The organism is Embleya sp. NBC_00896 (assembly GCF_045207785.1).
GTDB lineage: Bacteria > Actinomycetota > Actinomycetes > Streptomycetales > Streptomycetaceae > Embleya.
Genome location: NZ_CP108777.1, coordinates 3,086,323 through 3,107,463 on the forward strand (window position 1 = coordinate 3,086,323; position 21,141 = coordinate 3,107,463).

General features: G+C 68.4%; 13 protein-coding genes. 10 read left to right on the top strand and 3 right to left on the bottom strand.

The window, feature by feature from the left end; genetic code table 11:
* The first annotated feature begins 348 nt into the window (after nucleotides 1–348).
* The 9 genes from OG928_RS47185 to OG928_RS47225 all read left to right on the top strand — a co-directional run bounded on the left by OG928_RS47185 (nucleotide 349) and on the right by OG928_RS47225 (nucleotide 11,441).
* Nucleotides 349–759 (top strand): hypothetical protein, encoded by a 411-nt coding sequence (locus OG928_RS47185; protein WP_331768182.1) that lies wholly within the window; start codon nucleotides 349–351, stop codon nucleotides 757–759.
* 172 nt (nucleotides 760–931) lie between these two features.
* A complete protein-coding gene (locus tag OG928_RS47190; protein ID WP_331768183.1) occupies nucleotides 932–1,969 on the top strand; it encodes a hypothetical protein in 1,038 nt (345 codons plus the stop codon).
* A gap of 315 nt (nucleotides 1,970–2,284) precedes the next feature.
* Nucleotides 2,285–3,082, top strand: a complete 798-nt coding sequence (locus OG928_RS47195; RefSeq protein ID WP_331768184.1) for a Hachiman antiphage defense system protein HamA — start codon at nucleotides 2,285–2,287, stop codon at nucleotides 3,080–3,082.
* Nucleotides 3,079–6,699 (top strand): DEAD/DEAH box helicase, encoded by a 3,621-nt coding sequence (locus OG928_RS47200; protein ID WP_331768185.1) that lies wholly within the window; start codon nucleotides 3,079–3,081, stop codon nucleotides 6,697–6,699. Before OG928_RS47195 ends, OG928_RS47200 begins: the two co-directional genes overlap by 4 nt.
* Nucleotides 6,700–6,774: 75 nt before the next feature.
* Nucleotides 6,775–7,305, top strand: coding sequence for a hypothetical protein (locus OG928_RS47205; protein ID WP_406292063.1), 531 nt, complete (start codon nucleotides 6,775–6,777; stop codon nucleotides 7,303–7,305).
* A gap of 8 nt (nucleotides 7,306–7,313) precedes the next feature.
* Nucleotides 7,314–7,940, top strand: a complete 627-nt coding sequence (locus OG928_RS47210) for a hypothetical protein (protein ID WP_331768187.1) — start codon at nucleotides 7,314–7,316, stop codon at nucleotides 7,938–7,940.
* A gap of 407 nt (nucleotides 7,941–8,347) precedes the next feature.
* Nucleotides 8,348–9,112 (top strand): HNH endonuclease, encoded by a 765-nt coding sequence (locus OG928_RS47215; RefSeq protein WP_331768188.1) that lies wholly within the window; start codon nucleotides 8,348–8,350, stop codon nucleotides 9,110–9,112.
* A gap of 999 nt (nucleotides 9,113–10,111) precedes the next feature.
* A complete protein-coding gene (locus OG928_RS47220; protein ID WP_331768189.1) occupies nucleotides 10,112–10,312 on the top strand; it encodes a hypothetical protein in 201 nt (66 codons plus the stop codon).
* Between the two features lie 592 nt (nucleotides 10,313–10,904).
* Nucleotides 10,905–11,441: a DUF2716 domain-containing protein gene (locus OG928_RS47225; RefSeq protein WP_331768190.1), complete on the top strand. Its 537-nt coding sequence runs from the start codon at nucleotides 10,905–10,907 to the stop codon at nucleotides 11,439–11,441.
* A 72-nt stretch (nucleotides 11,442–11,513) separates the two neighbouring features.
* Here the strand turns inward: OG928_RS47225 and OG928_RS47230 are convergent, their stop codons facing one another.
* Nucleotides 11,514–11,948: a hypothetical protein gene (locus OG928_RS47230; protein ID WP_331768191.1), complete on the bottom strand. Its 435-nt coding sequence runs from the start codon at nucleotides 11,946–11,948 to the stop codon at nucleotides 11,514–11,516.
* A 1,120-nt stretch (nucleotides 11,949–13,068) separates the two neighbouring features.
* Here OG928_RS47230 and OG928_RS47235 point away from each other — a divergent pair.
* On the top strand, nucleotides 13,069–14,325 hold the full coding sequence (locus OG928_RS47235; protein ID WP_331768192.1) for a DUF2716 domain-containing protein: 1,257 nt from the start codon (nucleotides 13,069–13,071) through the stop codon (nucleotides 14,323–14,325).
* A gap of 1,404 nt (nucleotides 14,326–15,729) precedes the next feature.
* Here OG928_RS47235 and OG928_RS47240 read toward each other — a convergent pair.
* Together OG928_RS47240 and OG928_RS47245 are read right to left on the bottom strand one after the other, a co-directional pair.
* Nucleotides 15,730–15,900: a hypothetical protein gene (locus tag OG928_RS47240; RefSeq protein ID WP_331768193.1), complete on the bottom strand. Its 171-nt coding sequence runs from the start codon at nucleotides 15,898–15,900 to the stop codon at nucleotides 15,730–15,732.
* A gap of 455 nt (nucleotides 15,901–16,355) precedes the next feature.
* A complete protein-coding gene (locus OG928_RS47245; RefSeq protein WP_331768194.1) occupies nucleotides 16,356–21,122 on the bottom strand; it encodes an FG-GAP-like repeat-containing protein in 4,767 nt (1,588 codons plus the stop codon).
* Nucleotides 21,123–21,141: the final 19 nt, after the last annotated feature.

Genomic DNA, 21,141 nt, shown 5'->3' on the forward strand with positions numbered 1-21,141 from the left:
GGCCCCGCACGCGGGACGCTCGGCCCGGCGCACCGCTCGACGCCGTGGCCACCCGCTTGCCAGTCATGCCGATTCCCAAGGCCGGGAGCCCCGTTGGGTGCCATCAAGGGTAAGGGCGTGACTGTGGCCAGTCGGCCCCATGGCAACTGGGACGTTTGGGTTGTGTGTTTCCGGAACACCGACGGCCTCGCGGCCCTACGATCGGGCGGATATCGAGCCGTCGGCGTACCGCGTGGCGGCACCCAGGGGGTGGGGACCATGAAGTACCGAGCGACCACGGCCGCGATAGTCCTGTGCGCAGTGCTCAGTCTTGCCGCGACGGCGTGCAGCCGCGACGGAGGATCGGCCGTGCCTGCTGCATCCGATGCAGACATCCAAACCAAGGCCGACCAGCGTCTCGCGGAGATCGCGGCCCGGCCGGACATCGAACCGGCCCTCGCCGACTTTCTCCGGGAGACCATCGCCGTCTCCCTTGAATACAAGGTCAGGGCAACCGAAGAGGGCAAGAAGCGCACCCTCGACGACCAGGTGCTCAACGCGAAGGCGACGCGCGAACGTCTGTGCACGCGCGACGGCCAAGGCCGCTGGGCGCCCGGGAGCCTCCTCACGACGATGCGCGACCTGTCTGTCAACGAGTTGGCGAAGGACATGCTCAAGGACAAGCAGGTGGACGACGAAGCGACCGCGGCGGTCGTCGCAGGGCGCATGCTCACCGCGATCGAAACGAAGCTCTGCCAGGGGAAGCAGGCCTCCGGCTGAGCGGCTGCCCGTGCGGCGCGGAGCGCGGTGAAGACGACGCCTCGTCGTCGCGCAAAGCGCCGGCCGGCGGGGGCGATTCTCCGGGGGGTCTGCCAGCGTCCTCGTTGGTCCGCCGGGTCCGGTTACGGCGAAAGGGCCCCGCGGAGGCGGCGACGAATACACAATGCCGGGGATGAGTCTGACCGGCGAGTTGAAGCACACCGATTCCGAGGTCGCGCGGTTCTTCGCCGCGCGCCTGCCGGATGCCGCCCGGGCGCAAGCGGCGCTGCGGCGCTGGACCGCGCACCTGCCGGAACCGATCCGGCCTCCGCCCGGCTGCACCACACCGCCCTGGGCGTTGGGCCTCACGATCGACCACCGCGTCCGCGTCTCGCTCGGCGCCCCCTACGGCGACCCCATCCGGTTCGGCATCAAACGATTTCGACCCGACGACCCGGGCGTGCGCGACGCAATCGGGCGAGCCGGGGCCGAACTCCTCACCGAACTCGACCGCTTCACCGGCGCACCCCTGTTGCTCGACGGCGCGGACGGCGACCGGTTGATCCGATTGTGCGCGGTCGCCTCCTACTTCGAACACGTCTACCGCTCCGGAGGGTGCGACCGCGGTGACCTCCTGGACCGGGCCGGCGCCCACACGACCCTCTCCTCCCTCCTGGCCGACGTCCCGCACGAGACAGTCGAGGACATCACCGCGCAACTGCGCCTGGCCGAACCGCGCGAGGCGCTGGGATGGCTGGTCGGCCGGGAGGTGGAGTGCGGAGCGGTGTTCGCCGGCAGCGCGCACGTAGGCGGGGCCGACGCGGACCTGGTGTGTGCGGGCGAGTTGATCGACTGCAAGGCGACCGTGGCACCGTCCCGCCTCGGCACCCGCGAGCTCTACCAACTCGCCGGATACCTCCTGCTCGACTTCGACGACCACCACCGGATCCGCTTCGTGAGCCTGTACCTGTCCCGCCAGGGCGCCATGCTGGGCTGGCACGTCAACGAGTTCCTGCCGCTTCTCGGTGCCACCGCATCCCTGTGCGATTTGCGCACCGCGCTGCAGGACCTCCTCGTGCCGTCGGCCGAACACGTGGCCGTGGGCCCGGACCCGGCGTGGGCGGTGCCCTGCCCGAAATGCCGAGCACAGGGGGAAAACGGATGCGTGACACCCCGCGGCATCCCGGCCCGCGCGACCCACGCACAACGCCTGAACGCAGTCCAACGCTGACCCCGACGCCTCACCCACGCCCGCGTTCCGCACCAATGCGCCCGCCAACCTCCGCCCTGCGGCGCACACGGCGGTTCTCCCGAGGGCAGGGCCGTGCGTTGACCACGGTCCACGAGTGCGCCGCGCGAACGTTGTAGACCGAACCCGAACCTGAAGCCCGCACGACCGACCTCGACGGCGCCGGATCCCGAACCGAACGGATCCGAGGTCGAGTTCGCGCAGTAGTCATCGACCTACCAAGCCTGGGGCCGAACCGCGGGATGTGATCATTCGACGACCCGAAAGTACTCGGGATGGTGGGAGAGCGAGGTACGAGTGATCGACAAATGGCTGGAGCAGCAGCACGTTGAGCAACCGGAAGGGGAGCTCCGCTACGAGGCTCTCGCCGAGTCGGGCCGGATGACCGACACGGACGTCATGGAACAGCTCGGGCGCGAGGTCGCCCGGAACTACCTCACTCCCGGCGAGCTGGCGCGTATCTTCGACGACCTCGGCGCTCCAGAAGTCGCGGACTATCTGCGGGTCTCCAAGTTCCCGTCCACGACCCGCGTGCGGCACGGCGACTTCGGGGAGATCGTTACCGCCGCCCTGTACCGGCGCGTCCGCCGCTGGTGCGTGCCGATCCTCAAGCTGCGCTACAAGCAGACAGCGGAACAGGCGGTCCAGGGCACGGACGTCATGGCGTTCCGCTTCCGCCAGAACCCCCCGGTGATCGCGGTACCGGAGGTCAAGACCCGCGCGACCCGCAAGCGTGCACTGGGCGAGGAGGCCTACGACAGCCTGGAGAAGGTCCTGGACCGGCTGGACGAGAGCATCGCCTTCGCGATGAACCGCTGTGCCGAACAAGGCCACCGCTTCCTCGCCAAGCACCTTGCCGCTCTGCTGCGCCCGTCCGCGGATCGGGCCGTGGAACGGCACATGCTCTTTCTCCACGACGCGAAGACCTGGAAGGACGACGTCGTCGACCTCCTGGCACAAAAGGTCACCGAACGCACCGAACTGACCGTCGTCAAGGTCCTCGACCTGCAGGAATTCATCGCCCGCGTCTACAAGGCCGCCGAGGCGGGACCTCTCGGGCGCCGTGAGGAAACAGGGAAGGACGGCGCGGCGTGAGGGACTACAACGGCGCGGTGCACCGCCTCGGCCAAGAGGCCCTCGCCGCAGGAGACGCCCGCCCCGGACTGCGCGCCCAACTGCGCTCGCACGTCCTGGGCGAACAAATCGACAGCGAGGGGACCACCGCCGCCTACACCTACGATCCCCACGATCTGCGCCGCGGCCTGACCCTGGCGCGTCTGGGGCAGTTGACCCGCACCCCACGCGAGCGCCGCGCCGACCCGGGCCCGCTCACCGAGATCGCCGAGGCGTACGCCGACCTCGCGCAGCGCCTGCGGGTAGGGGACCCCACCCGCGTCGAACTGCTGGCCGTCGCGGCGACCATGTGGAGCCTGGCCGGATACCAGGCCAACTCCGCCACCTTGGCCACCACCTTCCTGGACGAGGTGAACGAGTACTTCGTTCGGGGCGAGACCACCCCGGTCACGGGAACCGCCCCGTACCGCGTCGCGGCGCTGACCGGCGCCGTGTTGCGCCGGGACATCGACGAGGTCGCGCGCCTGGGCGCGGAGGCCGCATCGTCCCTGCCGGAACTCGGACGGGCACTGATTTCCGCCGCCGACGCAGGAACCGCGGACCGGGAAGACCTGGCGGTACTGGCGGCCTACGGACTCGCCGGCCGCGCCGCCCGCTCCGTCGCGAACCTGTGGCGCCACGGCGACCGCGCGGCCGGCGCCGCAGCGGTCACCGATCTGCGCACGGCCGCGTCCGTTCTGCTGGACGCCTCGGTGGTGGACACCTGGACCCTGATCGACTCGCTCGCCCACGCAGTCGAGGACATCGTCGCCACCTCACCCTGGCGGCTGCTGCGCCGCGCCTCGACCTGGGGACGAACGTGGGAGCGCTACCTGAGAGCGTTGATCGTCGCGGAGCGGCCGATGACCCAGGTCTGGCCCTCCCAACGCACCGCACTGAACGCCGGCCTGGTCGACGCCCGGGCGCGGAACATGGCGGTGACCATGCCGACATCGGCGGGCAAGACCCACATCGCGGAATGGGCCATCCTGCACGCGCTCGCCCCCCACCCGGGCCAGGAAGACCTGTGGTGGTCCGCGCCCGACCTGGCCGTGTACGTGGTGCCCACCCGGGCCCTGGCCGCCCAAGTCGAGCGTCATCTGAGCGAGACGCTGGAACTCGTCGGACTGCGCGTGTCGTCGCTGTTCGGCGGAGCCGAACACGTGCGCTACGAGACGCAGCTCCTGGACTCCACCGACGTTCTGGTTGTAACCAGCGAGAAGTTGGACCTCCTCCTGCGGAACGTGCCCGAACTTGCCACCCGCTTGGCGCTCGTCCTTGTCGATGAGGGACACACCCTCGATCGATCCGAGCGTGGACTGCGCCTGGAGATGGTCGTGACCCGCCTTCGCCGTGTCACCCCGCGAGCGCGAATCCTGCTGCTGTCGGCCGTATTGCCCAACGGGGAAACCCTCGCCCGCTGGCTCGACCCCACCGCCGACGGCACGAACCACGCCCACATCGATTGGTCCCCGTCCCAACTCCGCATGGGCGTCTTCTCATGGCGCGGACGCGAGGACGAAGGCCAAAACGGCGCCATCGACTACGGCACCACCGACAACGACGGATTCTTCCTGCCCCGTGTCCTCACCCGCCACCGCAAGAGGACGAAGTACTTCCCCACCGCGCCCAAAGACGTGGCCGCCGCCCTGGCCCTCCACTTCGAACGCCTCGGACCCGTCCTGATCGCCTCACCCACCAAAATCAAAGCCCGCGCCGCAGCCGTTGCCCTGGGACAGGCCCTCCGCAAGCCGAACGTACCCGCACTCGGATCCCACATCGGCAACCCCACCGATCAAGCAAAACTTCTCCGACGTCGGCGCGAGACGCACGACGAGATCGCCCGACACGTCGGCGCGGACCACGAACTGGCCCACATGATCCTCGACGGCTACGCCTATCACCACGCCGAGGTGCCGCAGGCCGTCCGCCACTGCCTCGAGCGCGCCTACCGCAACGGCGTACTCCACATCCTGTGCGCCACCAGCACCCTGTCCCAGGGCATGAACCTGCCCGTCAAGACCGTCCTCGTCCCCGACACCTTCCGCGGACAGGACAGCCGGATCAGCGTTCGGGAGTTCTGGAACACCGCAGGCCGGGCTGGCCGCGCCTTCCTCGAAACCGAGGGCCACGTCGTCCTCATCGCCCGCGACTCGCACCACGCACGCGAACTACGCAAACGCTACCTGGACCGGGACAAGATCGAACCGGTCCTGTCCACCCTCGCCATGCTCTACCACGACCTGGTCAAAGCCCGTCTCGGGACCAGACCCGTCAAGGGGCAAAACCTTACCGACCTCGATCTGGCCGACCCCGAAGGCGACCACGCCTTGTGGGCGGAAGGGCTGGACATCCAACTCCTGGCCGCGCTCGCCGAGGAAGTAGTCGACACACCCGACCAGCACCTCCTGGAGCAGGCCGCGCAGAACCTCCTCGCAGACACCCTCGGCAGCCACCAGATCGGCGCGCAGAACTGGTCCCTTGAACCCCTGGTCCGCTTCGCCGCCCGCCGCGTCGCCGCCATCGCCCAACGCCTACCCGACCCCCGCGACCGCGCCGCCGTCGTCCGCACCGGACTGAGCGTCCAAGGCGGCACGGACGCACTCGCCGCAGCCGACCGAATCATCGAAACCCTCCACACACACCCCGAACTCTTCGACCCACAACACTGGCCGAAACTACGCAAACACATCCTGACCTCCGCCACCGCCGTCCACGAACTTCGCCACGGCGCCGACCAAAAAGGCGTCCCACCATCATCCGTTACCCCAGCCGCCCTCGACTGGATCGAGGGCATGCCACCCACCGACATCCACACCACCCACCAGCACACGCTCGCGACCAACGACATCACCCAAACCATCACCGTCATCGACAAAGTCGTCTGCCACGACCTCGCCTGGGTGGTCTCGGCCCTCCTACAGATCATCGAACTCCGCCTCGACACCCCCGCCGAGGGCAACCTCGCCGCCCTGCCGGCCATGCTCAAATACGGCGTCGACACCCCGGCCGCGTGCTACGCCGCCAGCCTCGGCGTCCACGATCGGACCGCCGCGATATCCCTCGCCAGCCACTGCCCCCACCCCGAACCCACCTTCACAGTTTTTCTTGACTGGCTCAGCCACCTCACCGCAGACGAAATCACCACCATCACGACGCCGGCCGTTGCGGCCCTCCTCATTCGCAGCGCCGAACACCGAAGCCCCCGAATCGCCCAGGCAGCCATCCTCAACGGCCGCGGAACCTTCACCAGTCCCCTTCGGGGCGTTCGGCACGCGGACAGCGCAGAGACCCTCACCACAATTCCCGTCGGCACCCCGCTCGATCTCGTTCGCGATCGCAGCAACCCCGCCGATCAAAACGCGATTCACGTCGAGCACCGGGGCATCTTCCTCGGCTGGATCGCCCGCGAGGTCGCCCGCCCGCTCGCGCTCGTCCTGGATGAGGAACCCACTCCCACGGTGCACGTCAGTCTCGCCACCGACACGGGCGCCTTGGCCCGGCCGGAAGGCAAGAGGCGACTCTCCGCTCAGGACAAAGTCCTACTCACGATCACACTCGGCCACCCGACACAGCACCCGTCATCATCGGGCGGTTGAGCCAAGATTGGTCGTGGTGCGCCAGCATCCCTGCCGGAGAGAAGATTTCGGTGTGCCCTTCACGCCTGTGCGGGCATGTACATAGGCGAATCCGGTGGTTCGCAGGTTGGCATCACCCTGCAGGCGGCGTCGGAAAGCGCGAACGGCGCCGAGGCGTCCCTGAGCCCCGAGGACCTTCACGCTTTGGCGACCGCGCGATTCATCGGCCGCGGCTTCGACGCGGACCAGGCCCAGACCCACGCCGCCGAACTCGTCGACGTCACCACGAAACGATTGGTCCTCCTCGTACCCCGTGATGGCGGAGTGGGCTTCGACATCCGCACGCTGCAAGAGTTGATGGCTGCCCGGGCACTGACCGAAGGCGACGACACCCAGATCGCCACCCGACTTCGACTCATCGCCCACCCCCCGCACTGGCGTAACACCTGGTTGCTCGCCGTCGGCCATCTCCTCACGACCTCGGAGCGCTTTGAGAAGCAGATCATCGACCTGCTCAAGTCCCTCGACACCGACCCCCGCCGCCTCAACGCCCGCTACCCCACGGCGCCCACGTTGGCAGCGGACATCCTCCAGGCCACAACCGACCCGGCTTTGAACGAGCCCTGATCCAAAGCGTGTTCACAGTCCTCAAGCAACCGCCCGCCGTCGAACTGACCCGCCTTGCAGAGGCGCTGCTGCACATCACCGGCACTCGCCACCGGCAAATGACCTTCGAACGACTCGCGACACCCGACGGAGGAACCCAATGGGCCGCCGCCGCCCTGATGCTGCGCGAGATGAGCCGATCGACCCGCGACAACGGTCGCCTCTCCAGCATCCGCGCCACCCAGACGCAACTTGCCCTGTCCGATTCCGAGCACCGGGCGATCCTGGGTTGGGAGATCCTCACGTACAAGCTGGAGGAATCCGATCCGGCGGGCGAAGACCTCGTGGCCTACTTGGGCCAGCGCCTGGCTCTGATCGGCCTCGACCAGGCCGATCTGCAGCTTCTCTACGAGGGCCTCGAGGTACTGGCCGGATCGCGATACCGCCTGACCGACACCGACTCTGAACCCACGGCCATTCCCGTGCGCCTGCGAGTGGGCGATCGCACTCCACTCCTACGGGCCTTGGAGAACGATGACATCGCCACCTCCCTTGAGTTGGTGCTCGACGCGCTGCCACCCCTCCACTGGGCGGTTTCGGCCATGCCTCGGATCAGTGATCAAACCTGCGCAAAACTGACAATCAGTCGGTTGTGAAGTCCAAACGCCTCATCATCGACGCGCGAGCCTGCCCCAGCTGAGATGGATCCGATGGACACGGACCAGGCCAGGCACACGACGACGCGTACGCAGACGCGGCTCCGCGTGCACCACCGGCTCACGAGCTCACACGGCCCGTTTCCGGGTGCCGGAGGCCGCGTTGCGGTCGGAGATTCTTGGGAGGGCAGCGCGTGGTATGAGGCCGTGACGGTGCTTGCTCGTAGGCTGCGGAGGCATTTGGCTGCTGGCCGCTCCAGACTTGAGGTATGTACGAGCGAGAAGAAGCTTGGTTTCGCGAAGGAGCAGCCCGTCTGCGTTCGGTACTCGAAGCTCGTGGGTGGACTGATGCGCTACCCGATGACCGGGACTACTACGCGTGCCCGTGTTGTCTGAATGTGTTCGGTGTGGAGTCGATCGCCAACGGAGAACTGAGCAAGGAGCACGTTCCGCCGCGATCAGTCGGCGGAAAGGTTCTACTTCTCACATGCAGCAGGTGCAACAACACGTCCGGATCAAAGTTTGACTCTCATGCTGCGGGTCGAGCGCGACTTATGCGGTTCCTCGAAGGGCAGGGCGAGTCAGACGCCACGCTTACAGGTGAGGATTTCACCGTCAGCGGGGTGGTCAGGCGCTTCGAACAGGGGTTTGTGATGGAGGGTGCTTCCACGAGGAGCAATCCCACGGACTGGGAGGCCCATCTGATAGCGCTGGATGCGGGGATGTTCCCCGAGAATTTCAAGCTGAGCTTGCGCGGGCATCGGGCTGACAGGGCGAAGGCGATAACCTCCTACACTCGCTCAGCGTACCTGGCCGCTTTTTCTGCTTTCGGCTGGAGCTACATACTTCGAACCGTGCTCGACCCCATCAGGGATGCGCTGAACCACGACGCCGTTGCTCCGCCCATCTGTGCGCAAGAGCCGGACGCCTCGGACGATCGGCGAGACATAATGATCGTGACTGATCCGTCGGAGTTCTGTAGTGTCCGGGTGGGCGTCGGGGAATACACAGTATTCCTACCTGACTTCGATCCTTCGCTGTCGTGCGGCGACTTGGCAGATGCTCTTGCTGCCCAGATGGCATCAGGAAGTGGTGCCGCAATGACGTTCCATGGCTCTGTGGTTCCTTGGCCTGCGAAGCCGCTCTATTCGGCTGATCCGCCGTGTGACTGAGCGTTCTCAACAGCCTTTGGAGTGGGTCGTTCCGGCTCCTCGTAGGATCGGAAGGCCCGGGGGTTCGCCGCGCTCCGGGCAGCCCCACCCGCGTGGTGCCGTGCGCGGGCCACAGATCGGCGTTTGTCACCCGTCCCCGGCTGTCCCAGCTGGTTCCGATCGCCTTCAGGGCGCCGTCGACCGCTGCCAGTGCTTGCTCGTGGGTCATGCCGAATCTCAGCGGGCCCACGTGCTCGAACGGGGCGAACGGGCAGACCATCCGCTCCGACTCCTCCTGCACGCCCCTACACGTCCGTTCCTACGCCAACTTCCGCTGCCTGTGTGACGATTTCCAGCCGCGCTGCTGATCCGCGCACGCCCTCGGGGAGGCTACGGGCACCGGACGATAACCCGGCTCGGCACGCGAGTTCGAGCTTGGAAGACGGCGGTGCCTTCGACGCAGAGGGGGTAGCGGCGGACCTTCTTGGACCGGGTGGCCTCGCGTGTTCGCGGGTGCGGCGGTTCCTGTGGTGCCTCTCGGTTTCCTGTCGAGTTTTCCTGTCTGGTTTTCCTCACGACTTTCGGGTTGGGTGCTCCGTCCCGGCTGTTTTGAAAGATCTTGTCGATTGATCATGTGTTGACCGTTGGGTTTGCAGGATCTGGGATTTTGGATCTTGGCTGCGTGGCCCGGGTCTTGCTGTCTTGCTCGGCTTTGTCTGGCCTGTGGGCTGTGGTTTTGCAGGATCTGGGACGGATGGTCGGTTCCGTTGGGAAAACCCGTGGGTGGAGGTTGGGGTCGCCTTGAGGGTGCTGATCTTGACGTGAGGCGGTGATCACCTGCTGCGCGTCGCGATTGAGGATTCCCTTTCCGGGAACGTCCCGGGCCCGTCGCGGCGTTCGCGGATCGTACGGCGAGGGATTCCGACGAGGGCTGGGGGACCGATGGCGAACGGGTACTCGCGGGGCGCGGTGGCGGAGGCGGTCGTGGTCCGTCACCGCCCCTTCGGAATGATGGTCGACATGCCCAACGGCGAGGTCGGCCTGCTGGAGCCGGAGTACGCGGAGCCGGTGTGGCGGGACACGGACGGCTGGTACCCGGCCGGGACCCGCCTTCGGGTCGTGGTCCTGGGCTACACCACACCCGGACCCGGCGAGTTCCGACCCGCCCAACTGCGCCTGGCCTCCGACCCGAACATCATCGACGCCATCACAAACCCGTGAACGCACGCATGGGGAGGGCGATGTCGACGTACTCGCGACCGAGCCCCGATCGGCGGGTCCTGGCGCGGTTGAGTCTGCGTCGTCTCAATGGCGGGTCAGGGGTGCGGTGTTCCGACCTGGGATGCGGCACCGATTGAGAATGTCGTGTTGTGTTTTGTGGCCTGGGGTTTTGGCGTGTGGTGTTGGGCGTGCCTGTGGCCGAGGGGTCGGTTGACCTGGGGTGCCGCAGGGTTTGAGAAGGTCGGGCAACGCCTTGAGAATTCCCTCTCTCGCGGTACGCCGCGCGCCGGGTGGTCGGGGTGCCGCTCGTTCGAGTGGGTCTGGCGTACGCCGCCGCGGCTGTGGAGAGGATTCGGCCATGGCTGTCATGGGTCCCGGTTTCGACGATGATCCCGAGTACGACGACTACGACCCTGCCTGGAGCACCCGGGACAACACGGCAGTCGGCAGTTCCTCGCGTTGTCCTGCGCCGCCCGGCGGCCGGTCGATGGTCAACGATGGAACGTCAGTTGCCGCACCGAGTCGTGTTCGGGTGACCGGCCGGGGCGCCGGCGCCACCGGCGGACGGGCCGCGTGGCGATAGGTTCGCCGGGTGACCGTCGAACGCCTGCGCCATCTGTCCGGTCCCGAATACTCCGATATCTGGGACCGTCTCGGTGCCCGGTTCGCCTTCAGGCCCAGTGTGTGCGAGTTCCCGGGGATCACGGAACCCTCGCCGTCGATCACGTGGAGCCTGGACGCGTTGCGCGACGACCCCGGCGACCGGAACCTCGACCGTCTGGTCGACGTCGTCCAGGACGGGCTCGCCGACCGTTGCGGGCCGGGGGAGTCGCTGTGGATCCTGGACCGGCAGCACACCTGCTACCGGCTGCGCCCGGACGTCCCGGAGACCGACATGTTCTTGCCGCGCGTGCTTGAGGGGCGCTCGCGCGAGGGTTGGCCGTTCGGCCCGTACCCGGAGGGGGACTACCATGTCTTCCTCGCGGAGGACCTTCGATTCGGCACCTTCGGGCACCCCTGGGAACACACCTTCTGCGTGTTCGGCGCGGAACTCCTGGACGAGATCGAACAGGACGTGCAACACGTCCTGGGACGACCTCTCCGCCGGGACGGGACACCCGCCGGCTGACCGACCCCTGCGGCGACTCGTGCTCCTGATGCCTCTCCGCCCGGCCCCGTGGTCCGTGTCGTTCCCGCGGGCTCAGCCGGTGTCGCTTCGGTCCTCGGCACCCAGTGCGGGGAGGAGGTGATCGAGCGACCGGAAGTCGTCGTGGGTCCTGCCTGGGGGCGGTGAGTTGAGGATTCCGATGTAGACGGGTCCGCGTGTGGTTCGTGTCCGCAGTGCGGTCCATTGGTCGAGGTCGTGTTCGGCGTACGCGTGGACCAGGACGGCGAGTCGAATTTCGTGGGCCGGGGTGAACCGGTTCTCCCGCGCGCCGAGCGGGGGCAGCAGGTGGTCGATCGAGCGGAAGTAGCCGTCGGTCGTGTCCGGGGGGAGCGTGCGGAACATTTCGAGGTACACGTTCCCGTACTTCGTCCGTGCCCGCAGCATGGTCGTCTCGTCGAGGGCGTGTTCGGCGTACTCGTGCAACACAACGAGGAGTTGCCTTCGCTGGGCATCGTCGAACCTGGTCATCGCCCGAGCGTATCGGGGCTCGTCCGGCTGCTCCGTCCCGGCTGTTTTGAAAGATCTTGTCGATCGATCATGTGTGGACCATTGGATTTGCAGAATCTGGGACTTCGGATCTTGACTGCGTGATCTGGGTTTTGCTGTCTTGCTCGACTTTGTCTGGCCTGTGTGGCCTGTGACTTTGCAGAATCTGGGACGGATGTTCAGTTCCGTTGGGAAAACCCGTAGACGGGGGATGAGGTCGCCTTGAGGATGCTGATCCTGATGTGATGCGGCGTTTACCTGCGGTCGGTTCTTCTCGCGTCGGTTGCTGGTTCGGCCGACCTCGGTCCGGGGGCGTCAGGGCCGGTTCGGTCCATGGTGCATGTCTTGCCGTCGAGGGTCGGATTGCGGATCGTCTCCGGGGTCTCCTCGAGGCCGCACTTCGGGTGCGTTCGATCGCTCTCTCCTGGTCGCCCTGGTCGAGGAGGCTCACGGCGGGGTGCGCCGCGTCGCCGACGCCTGTCCCAACCGACCACACCGATCGCCCGGTGGATGACGATCACCGCCCGCGCCGCTCTCCACGACGCTGCGGGCGCTCACCTCGTCGCCGGTTCCCGGCGGTCGTGGCGCAACCCCGGCGGGTCGGCCGTGGTTGCCGGGGAAGCCCGGTGTGTCGGGGGCCGGCCCGTCGCCCTCACCCACCGCCGCAACCCGCACTGGCCGCAGATGGAGGAGGTGATCGACCGTATCAACGCCGGCCTGTCGGTGGAGGCCGTGCCCGCACCGCCACCCGACCTCCTCCCGGCATGGCTTCATCGACCTCGCGGAGTGCACCGTGGCCTACGCCGTCGGCATCCTCTTCCGGTCCCGGGACTGGTTGCGCAGGGCACCGCAGCACGCCTTGGATGCCTGCCGTGACGGGGTCGGCAGGCTCCGATCCGACCTGTGGGGCGTCGGCGAGGCCGACCCGCGTGCGAAGAACACCCGGCGGTACGCGTTGTGCTCGAAGGCTTCGCGGGCTTCGTCGGAGACGCCGCCGGTGCGGGTCGCGATCATCCCGGCCGAGCGGAATGACGTTCGTTCGACGAGGCCCGTTCGCATTTAACCGATGGTTTCGCGGGAACTACGGTGCTTGAATGCCGCGGTGGTCTTGGACGTGGGGGAACTGTTGGCAGCGCACGATCGCGTCCTGCGTGGCTCCGGTTCGGCGCATCCGCGGTTCGGCACGGTGGTCGAGCGGATCGGACCGTTGACCCTCACTCACTACGGCACCCACTGCATCGTCGAGCACCGCGCTTTGGACGCCTCGACCTCGGTCGCGCGGCTTGCCGCGCAAGTGCGGCGGAGCGCGGCCGCGCGTGTGGAACCTGTGGAGTGGCGTGTGTTCGCCCACGACGCCGAAGCGTCGCAGCTGACGGCCTCGCTCGAAGCGGCGGGTTTCACCGCGGGATGGGAGCGCAGTGTCCTGGTCGGCGAAGTCGCCGAGCTCGACCTTCCCCGGCCGGAGCCGGAGTGGAAAGTCGAATCGGTCCGGTGGGACGAGCCGCAGGCGCGGCAGGCGCTGGACCTGTCCGCCGGTTCCGGGCCGCACCGCGTTCCCCTGTCGGCCTGGCACGCGATGGGCTCGATCCCATACTGGGACGTCGACGTCCGTGTGTTGACCCACCGCGGAAGGGTTACCGCGGCCTGCTGGCTGGAGTCCGTTCGGGGCACCGCGTTCGCTGCCGTCGGGGGCCTGACCGCGTCACGTCCCGAACTGCTCGCCGAGCTGCCACGTTGGCGGTTCCAGTCGCCGGCGAAGGGGTTCGTGGTCGCCGAGGCCGACGGGCAGCTGCGCAGTGCCCTCACGGCCGTCGGGTTTCGGGACGTCACGACGGTCCGGTCCCACCACTGGACCCCGCCGGGCGAACCCGCTGCGGCCCCGCCCGCGAGGCATTCCCTCCACGACGCCGGGTCCGGACGGATAGCGCGTCGCTGTGAGGCCCGCGTCGGCTTCGACTACGCCGGCGGGAGTGGACGGTATACCGCGCCGCTCGACTCGCGCCGCTGGTTCTACGGCATGCTCGACCGCGGCACTCCGGCGATTGCAGCCGCCGAAGGCGTCATCGAGCGGGGCCTGCGCGCCTGCGTCCGGCCCGGCGAATGGGTCTACGAGTGTCGCCCCTATCTCAATGGCTGGGAGTTCGACCCGCACCGCGTCGGTGGCCCGGGACAGCCGCCCTGGCCGGGTGGCGCCATCGCCGACGACGAGTTCCAGTTCCTCGCCACCGCGGACGCCCGCCTCGGCACGTTCGCCCACTACGCCGAACAAACCCTCGTCGTCTTCGGAGAGGACCTCATCGAGCAGGTCGCGAATGACTTGGACCACCTACTCGGTGGCGGCGTCTGGACCTTCGGTTGAGCACTCGGGTGACGCCCCGTCATCAACTCGTGAATATCCTGTCCGAGCCGACTTCCCTGCCGCGAACTCGTGGAGCGCGTCCCCACCGAGGCCGCGGTGGCGCTCGTTGCATCAACCTCTCCACCGGGCTCGGCCCGGCTGTCGCCTGCCCCGTCCTGGCTGTTTTGAAGCCTCTTGTCGATTGATCATGTGTTGACCATTGGATTTGCAGAATCTGGGACTTTGGATCTTGGCTGCGTGGCCTGGGTTTTGCTGCCTTGCTCGACCTTGTCTGACCTCTGGCCCGAGGCTTTGCAGAATCTGGGACGGATGTTCAGTTCCGTTGGGAAAACCCGTGGACGGAGGACGAAGTTGCCCTATCGGTGGCCGTTCGTGTCGTTCCTGATCGGTGTCCTCTTTCCGATGGCCACCCCGGCGGGTGAGGCCTGGAACGCCCGGTCGACGGGTCTTGGCGCGGTTGAGCCGAACCGGTGTCGCGGGCGCGACGGTTCCTGCGGCGCCATCTCGGTTTTCTGTCGAGTTTTCCTGTCTGGTTTTCCTCACGACTTTCGGGTCGGGTTGTCGATATGACGCCCCGGGCCTGTCGATGGCGCTGTGTGGTGTTGCCAGGCGTCTCTGGTGGTATGTGGCGGATCGGGGCGTGAGGGCCACAGGAGGGCGTCCAGGCCGCTTGTGGAGTGGTTACTGGTGGTTGCCGGGCCGGGCTTGTGGTAGCTGTGGAGGACTGGTTCGATGTGCCTGCGGGTCGGTGCCGGTTCGCCGTTGGGTGCGGGTGGTGGGGCCGCGGAGCGGGCCGGGTCCGGTTGTGAAGTTGCGGTTGGGTGTCGTGGTGGCCGCGTGAGTATGTCGTCGATGGTGTGACAGATCTGCCTGGTCACAGCCACGTAGGGTCCTGGTCGCGTCATTTCGGCGCGGTTTCGCGGCGTCATGGAAACGACGTTCCGCAGGTCGGCGTCCTGCAACTTCCCCTTGCGTCGCCCGTTGTCCGGCTTTTACCAGAACGTCGTGCCCGCGTCATCGGAATGCCGTTCGGAGCGTGAGGGGCTGCCGACCACCTGCGCCCCGATGGGTGCCTGCTCGGTGACGGGCGGTTGGCCTGTGGTGCCGCAGGGTTTGAGAAGGCCGCGCAGCGCGATCGGGAATTCCCTGTGGTGGGTGGTGTGTTCGTTGGTCGGGGCCGCTCTCGGTGGCCGTTCGTGTCATTTCCGACCTGTGCCCTCTCCGACGGCTTGGCGGCGGATGAGGCCCGAGCCACCGCTGGCGCGGTTCGAGGCCCCATCCCGATCGCGGACTACGCGCGGCGCCCCGGGACCACCCACTGCCTCGGATCACCATCCAGGCGCCGGACCGGCTCACGCCCTTGCCTGGGGACTTCCACCCACTGGGGAGGCGGGCCCGTGGCGGCTACTTCTTGGCTCGCTCGGTCTGCGCCACCAGGTACCGCGCGTACAACTCGCGCCCCCCGAGCACAAGCAGCGGCGCCAGCCCGATCAAAACGCCCACCCAGGACGTGGACATGGCCAACACCACCACCAGTAATACGCACGCGACCACAGCCGTCGTCGTCGTACTCATTTCGCCCCCTCGCAACGGCCCCGATGGCCGTCAACCATCGAACAGTACGGCCGGCCACCGGCCCAAGCCACTCCCGTTGGCCACCACGACCCCGCCGCCGTCGCCGCTCGCGGCAGCGAGCGTCGCTTGACGCAGCGCCGACTCCGCATCGTGGCGCTGCCGCCTGTCAGCGCGACGCGTTCGCCGCGCACCACGGTGGTGTACCCCTCGGCCATCGACCCCGCAAGGTTCTGTGGTTTCGCCCGTGCTTGCTGTCTCGTCCGGCTGCCGCGTTCTGCGGTGTGTGGACACATTCGACCGTTTCCGCGGCGGGGTGGTCGGTGTGCGCGTCGGCGTACTCGGTGTTGCTGCCGGCATGCGGCTGTTTGGCGCCTGTCGCCTGTCGCACCGCGGCCCCGCACCCGGTGTGGGTGAGGGGCCGCGGTGTGAGGTGGTGTCGCTACAGGCTTGAGCCGTTATGGGGTGAGGTTGGGGTAGGTGTGGAGGGTGCCGTCGTCCCAGATGGCGATGAGGTCGGCGTGGGGGTTGTCGTCGAGGTTGCCGGCGGTGATGTCGCGGATGGTGCTCCAGCTGTTGTTGGGCCATAGGGGGATGGCGGGGTTGAGGGCGGCGCCGTTGGTGGTGGTGCCGCGTCCGGTGTAGAGGTAGAGGTTTCCGGCGCCGCTGACGGCGACGAGGTCGGCTTTGCCGTCGGTGTTGAAGTCGCCTCCGGCGGTCAGGCGCATGCCCTTCCAGGTTTGGTCGGGCCACATGGAGATGGCGGGGCCGAGGTGGGTGTTGCCGTCGCCGGGGTAGAGCATGAGGCTGCCGTCGTCCCAGATGGCGGCGATGTCGCTTTTGCCGTCGTTGTTGAAGTCGCCGCCGGTGATGGCGCCCATGCCTTGCCAGCCGTTGTCGGGCCACAGGGGGACGCCGGGGGCGAGGGTGCCGTCGCCGTGGCCGGCGTACAGCCACAGGTAGCCGTTCATGCTGAGGCCGACGAGGTCGTCGTGGGCGTCGCCGTTGAAGTTGCCCGCGGTGACGGCGGCCATGCCCTGCCATCCGGCGTCGGGCCACAGCCCGGTGGGGGGCCTGAGGGTGCCGTCGGGGTTGGTGGCGTGCAGCCACAGCGAGCCGCTGTCGTCGATGGTGACGACGTCGGTGCGGCCGTCGCCGGTGAGGTCGGCGGTGGCGATGTCGCGCTGCGGCGCGTAGGGGGTGTCGACGGCTGCGCCGGGGGTCCAGTGGATGTAGCCGCCCTGGAAGTCGGAGCGGCGTCCGCCGAAGGCTGTGTATTCGTCGCTGGTGGGGAAGCCGAGGTAGCCGTTCTCCCAGCCGAGGGCTGCCCAGCGGTCGCGGATGGCGCCGTAGACCGCTTGGGCGCCGGTGGCGGTGGACCAGTAGATGGAGGCGTCGTCGGTGGTGGAGCCGGGGAGGCGGAAGTGGTTGTATGCGCCCGGTTTGTCGGGGGTGGTGGTCTGGTCGGTGGAGGGCAGGCCCAGGAAGCCGCGGGCGCCGCCGAGGGATTCCCAGTGGTCGTAGATGTCGCCGTGGAGTTCGTGGACGCCGGCGTTGCCGGCGGTGATGGCGCCGGCTCCGTTGGCGGGGGTGCCGGTGAAGCGGCTGATCGCGCCGAATCTGGTGCCGGCGCCGTCCAGGAGCGGTGTCTCGTCGCTGACGGGGTATCCGAGGATGCCGCGGGTTCCGCCGCCTGCGAGCCACTTGTCGCGGACGGTGCCGCGGACGATCCAGGCGCCCGTGTAGCGGGAGTAGTTGATGGAGGCGGCGGCGGTGGCGTCGCCGCTGTCGGCTTCGAAGTCGGCCCACCAGCCGTCGCCGTCGCCGTCGCGGACGGTGCCGGTGACGGGGTAGCCCAGCTCGCCGGTCAGTTCGCCGGAGGCGATGTACTTGGCGAGGACGGGCCCGCACAGTTTGACCGCGTCCGGTGTGGTGCGTGCGGTGGCGGAGGGGTAGGTGCGGCAGGTGTCGTCGGGGGTGGTGCGGTTGGCGAGGAGGATGCCGGGAGCGAACGCGGTGGAACTGCCGGGCTTGTTGGCCAGGACGATGTAGATGCCGCCGTCGAGTGCCTGGGCCCACAGGTCGGCGCGGTCGTCGCCGTCGAGGTCGCCGTCGGCGCGCAGGGTGGGGTAGGCGGTGACGGTCAGGTCCGAGGCGATGCGTACGCGGGTGGAGTTGTCGGCCAGGGCGGCTGGGTCGGTGACGCCGGCCGTGACGCGCGAGGGGTACTGGTAGAGCGCGCCGTCGCGGCGGTCGCGGGCCCACAGGTCGGGGCGTTGGTCGCCGGTGACGTCGCCGGGCGCGAGGAGGTCGTAGTTCGTCCAGTCCCCGGTGCCCAGGAAGCGGGCGGTGGTTCGGAACTGGCCGGGGACGCCGTTGCCCGACATCAGGTACAGGCGTGAGGTTCCGGCCGTCTTCTCGGCGGGGGTCTGTTCGACGACGAACAGGTCCATGGTGCGGTCGCCGTCGACGTCGCCGGCCGCGATCATCTGCCGGACGGCGTTCCAGGTGTTCGCGTCGTAGCCGGGGCAGACCCGGTCGGCGGCGGCGGGGTTGTCGCAGTGGGGCGGCCGGGTGACCTCGCGGCGGTTCCTGGGGCCGTAGTACTGGTTGTCGTTGGCGGCCAGGCCCTTGGGGTTGGCGTTGGGGATGGCCCTGGTCTCGCTGTTGCGGTAGGTGTACAGGTGGCCGTCGGCCAGCGCCCACAGGTCGTCGGCTTGTGCTCCGGCGCCGCCGCGGTGGGTGAACAGGGCGCCCTGCCAGGTCGGGGCGGCCGGGTTCATCGGGCCGGTGGCCGCGCGGGAGGCGAGTCGGCCGCCCTTCCTGGGGTCGGATCCGGCGTCGTACATGACCAGGTCGCCGGTGTCGGCGACGGTGAGCATGTCCACGCGGGTGTCGCCGGTGATGTCGCCCAGGCGGATGGTCGCGGCCGGGTTCATCGGCGCGTAGAAGTCGTAGGTGGCGTTCTGGGTCTGGTTTCCGGCGCGGTCCACCGCTCGCACGGTGAGCGTGTTCCCGGACCATCCCGGTACCGGGAGGTCGACGATTTCCCAGGTGTGCTTCTGTTCGTTCCAGGTGGCCTGGTTGGCGGGCCCGACCGGCATGACGGCGTTGAGGACGTACTCGACGCGGTCCACGCCCGATTCGCCGTCGCGCGCGGTGACGGTGAAGGTGCCCTTGTCGCCCGCGGGCTTGTTGCTGCCGCTCGCGGGATAGTCGGTGCTGGTGATGCCGGTGACCTCGGGCACGGTGCCGTCGACGGTGAAGGCGCAACTGTCGGACCAGGCGGACTCCATGCCGCCGCTGCCGTCGCCGCCCTTGACGCTCCACCGGAAGTCGTGCCCGGACACGAGCACGTCCACGGGGGCGTAGCCGTGGCCGGTGGCGCCGTTCTGTCCCCAGGCGACCCAGCCGCTGTTCCACACCTCCTTGCCGCCGTCGGAGAGGTCGTTGAGGGCGAACCACAGGTCGCCGTCGTCACCGTCGGGGTCGTTGCGGTCGGCCATCAGGTCGAGCCGGCCCACGTGGGGGTTGAGGCGGCCGATGTAGCCGCAGTTCCCGGACTCGGACCCGGCGCCGTTGACGGGGGCGGGGTCGGTGCGCAGGTTGGTGGGCGGGTCGGGGCGGGTGTTGTAGACCACGGTCAGGAATGTGTCGGTGGCCTCGCGGGAGACGCGCTTGAAACCGTTGTTGGAATCGGTCCTGGTCTCGTTGCCGTACAGGCCGAAGGTCACCGAGGTCCAGTGGGTGCGCGCGGAGATCTGGCCGGTGACATCGAAGTCCAGGAGCTGATTCCCGCAGGCGTACGAACCAGCGGCCCACTGTGAGGCGGCGGTGGGCTGGTTGTTCCACGTGGTCTGCGTGGTCAGGGTGTCGGAGACTTCCTTGAGGTAGACCGGCTGGGGGTTCTTGTCGCATTCCCCGATGGCGGAGTAGACCTGCTTGGCGTTGAACGTGGCCGATTTGACGACCTTGCCGTCAAGGCCGACCGGAACCCGGAAGTAGCTGCGTTCCAGGCCGGTCTTGATCCGCCAGTGCTGGTATCCGATGCCGGGCTGGTAGTCGGTGCGACCCCAGCCGGGAGTGTCCTCGTACGCGGACTGCACCCACCCCCACATGCCGGCGGTCTTCTTCACCGGTGTCCAGCTGGGGTCGATGTAGACGGGGAAGACGGTGTCCGCGCCCGCGAGCAGCGAGGTGTCCGCGCCCAGCGTCAGGGAGGCGCCGACCAGCTTCGTGTCCAGGTTCGCGGTCTCGGCGAACGCGCCGGGACGGTGTGCGTCGGAGACGAGTTCGCCCTGCGGCACGCCTGCGGTGTCGGACGTCGTGGCTTCGGCGTCGGCGGTCGACGCGGAGCGGGCGTTCGTGCGTGCGGCGGAGCCCGCGGCCTTGGGGACGGTGCGCGAGTCCCACATGCGCGGGGTCGGGGCGATGAAGGCGGGGGAGCCGTCGCCCGCCTTGGCGACGAGCGTTCCGTCGCCCTCCTCGGCGAGCGTGACGCCGCCGGTGGCGACGGTGAGCCTGAGCGTGGCCAGGGCCGGGTTCGCGGCGGCCTGGGGGGTCTTGACGATCAGCGTGTGGGAGAAGCCGCCCTTCTCTGTGGCCGTCACCTTCAGGTCCACGTCCGCGAACACCCCCGGATACAACGCGCCCGCGCCGTCCAGGACGGGACGGGGCAGCACCGTCGGCCAGCTGAGCGAGAGGGCGTGCCCCTCGCTGGTCATCGACGCCAGGACGTTGTCCCCGCCGCCACCCAGGACCAGGTCGCCGGTGGTGGCCACCGGCCGCACCTTCCCGTCCGAGGAGACCTTCAGCGTCGGGTCCAGGTCGACCCAGGTCCCGGTCTTGTCGGTGCGGGACGGCTCGACCGTGCGCTTGAGCGACAGGGTCCCGTCGGGCATCGCGGTGACGGTGTCGGTGTCGGTCGTCAGGGCGGGGACCGCGACGGGTTTGCCCGTGCTCCGCGCCGTCGCGGCCGCGCTCTCCTCGGCCCGCGCGTTCGGCCTGCCCGCCGGAGCGGGATTCGTCGAACCGCCCGCGACGTTCGCTCCAAAGGCCTCGGCGTGCTCGGGCGCGGCGGACGCCCGGACGTTCCCGGACGTGTCGGGGACGGCGGCGCGGGCGGCGGGCGCGAGCACGCCGCACGTGAGGGTGAGGCCGACCAGGCCGCACACGGCGGCCGAGATTCGGGGTCGTATTCGGGCGTGGCGGGGTGGAAGCCCCATCGCGGCTGCTCCTTGCAAG

Coding starts and splice junctions, on each gene's coding strand:
- OG928_RS47245 (WP_331768194.1), bottom strand. CDS start 21,122: ATGGGGCTTCCACCCCGCCACGCCCGAATACGACCCCGAATCTCGGCC.
- OG928_RS47205 (WP_406292063.1), top strand. CDS start 6,775: ATGTACATAGGCGAATCCGGTGGTTCGCAGGTTGGCATCACCCTGCAG.
- OG928_RS47240 (WP_331768193.1), bottom strand. CDS start 15,900: ATGAGTACGACGACGACGGCTGTGGTCGCGTGCGTATTACTGGTGGTG.
- OG928_RS47230 (WP_331768191.1), bottom strand. CDS start 11,948: ATGACCAGGTTCGACGATGCCCAGCGAAGGCAACTCCTCGTTGTGTTG.
- OG928_RS47220 (WP_331768189.1), top strand. CDS start 10,112: ATGCCCAACGGCGAGGTCGGCCTGCTGGAGCCGGAGTACGCGGAGCCG.
- OG928_RS47190 (WP_331768183.1), top strand. CDS start 932: ATGAGTCTGACCGGCGAGTTGAAGCACACCGATTCCGAGGTCGCGCGG.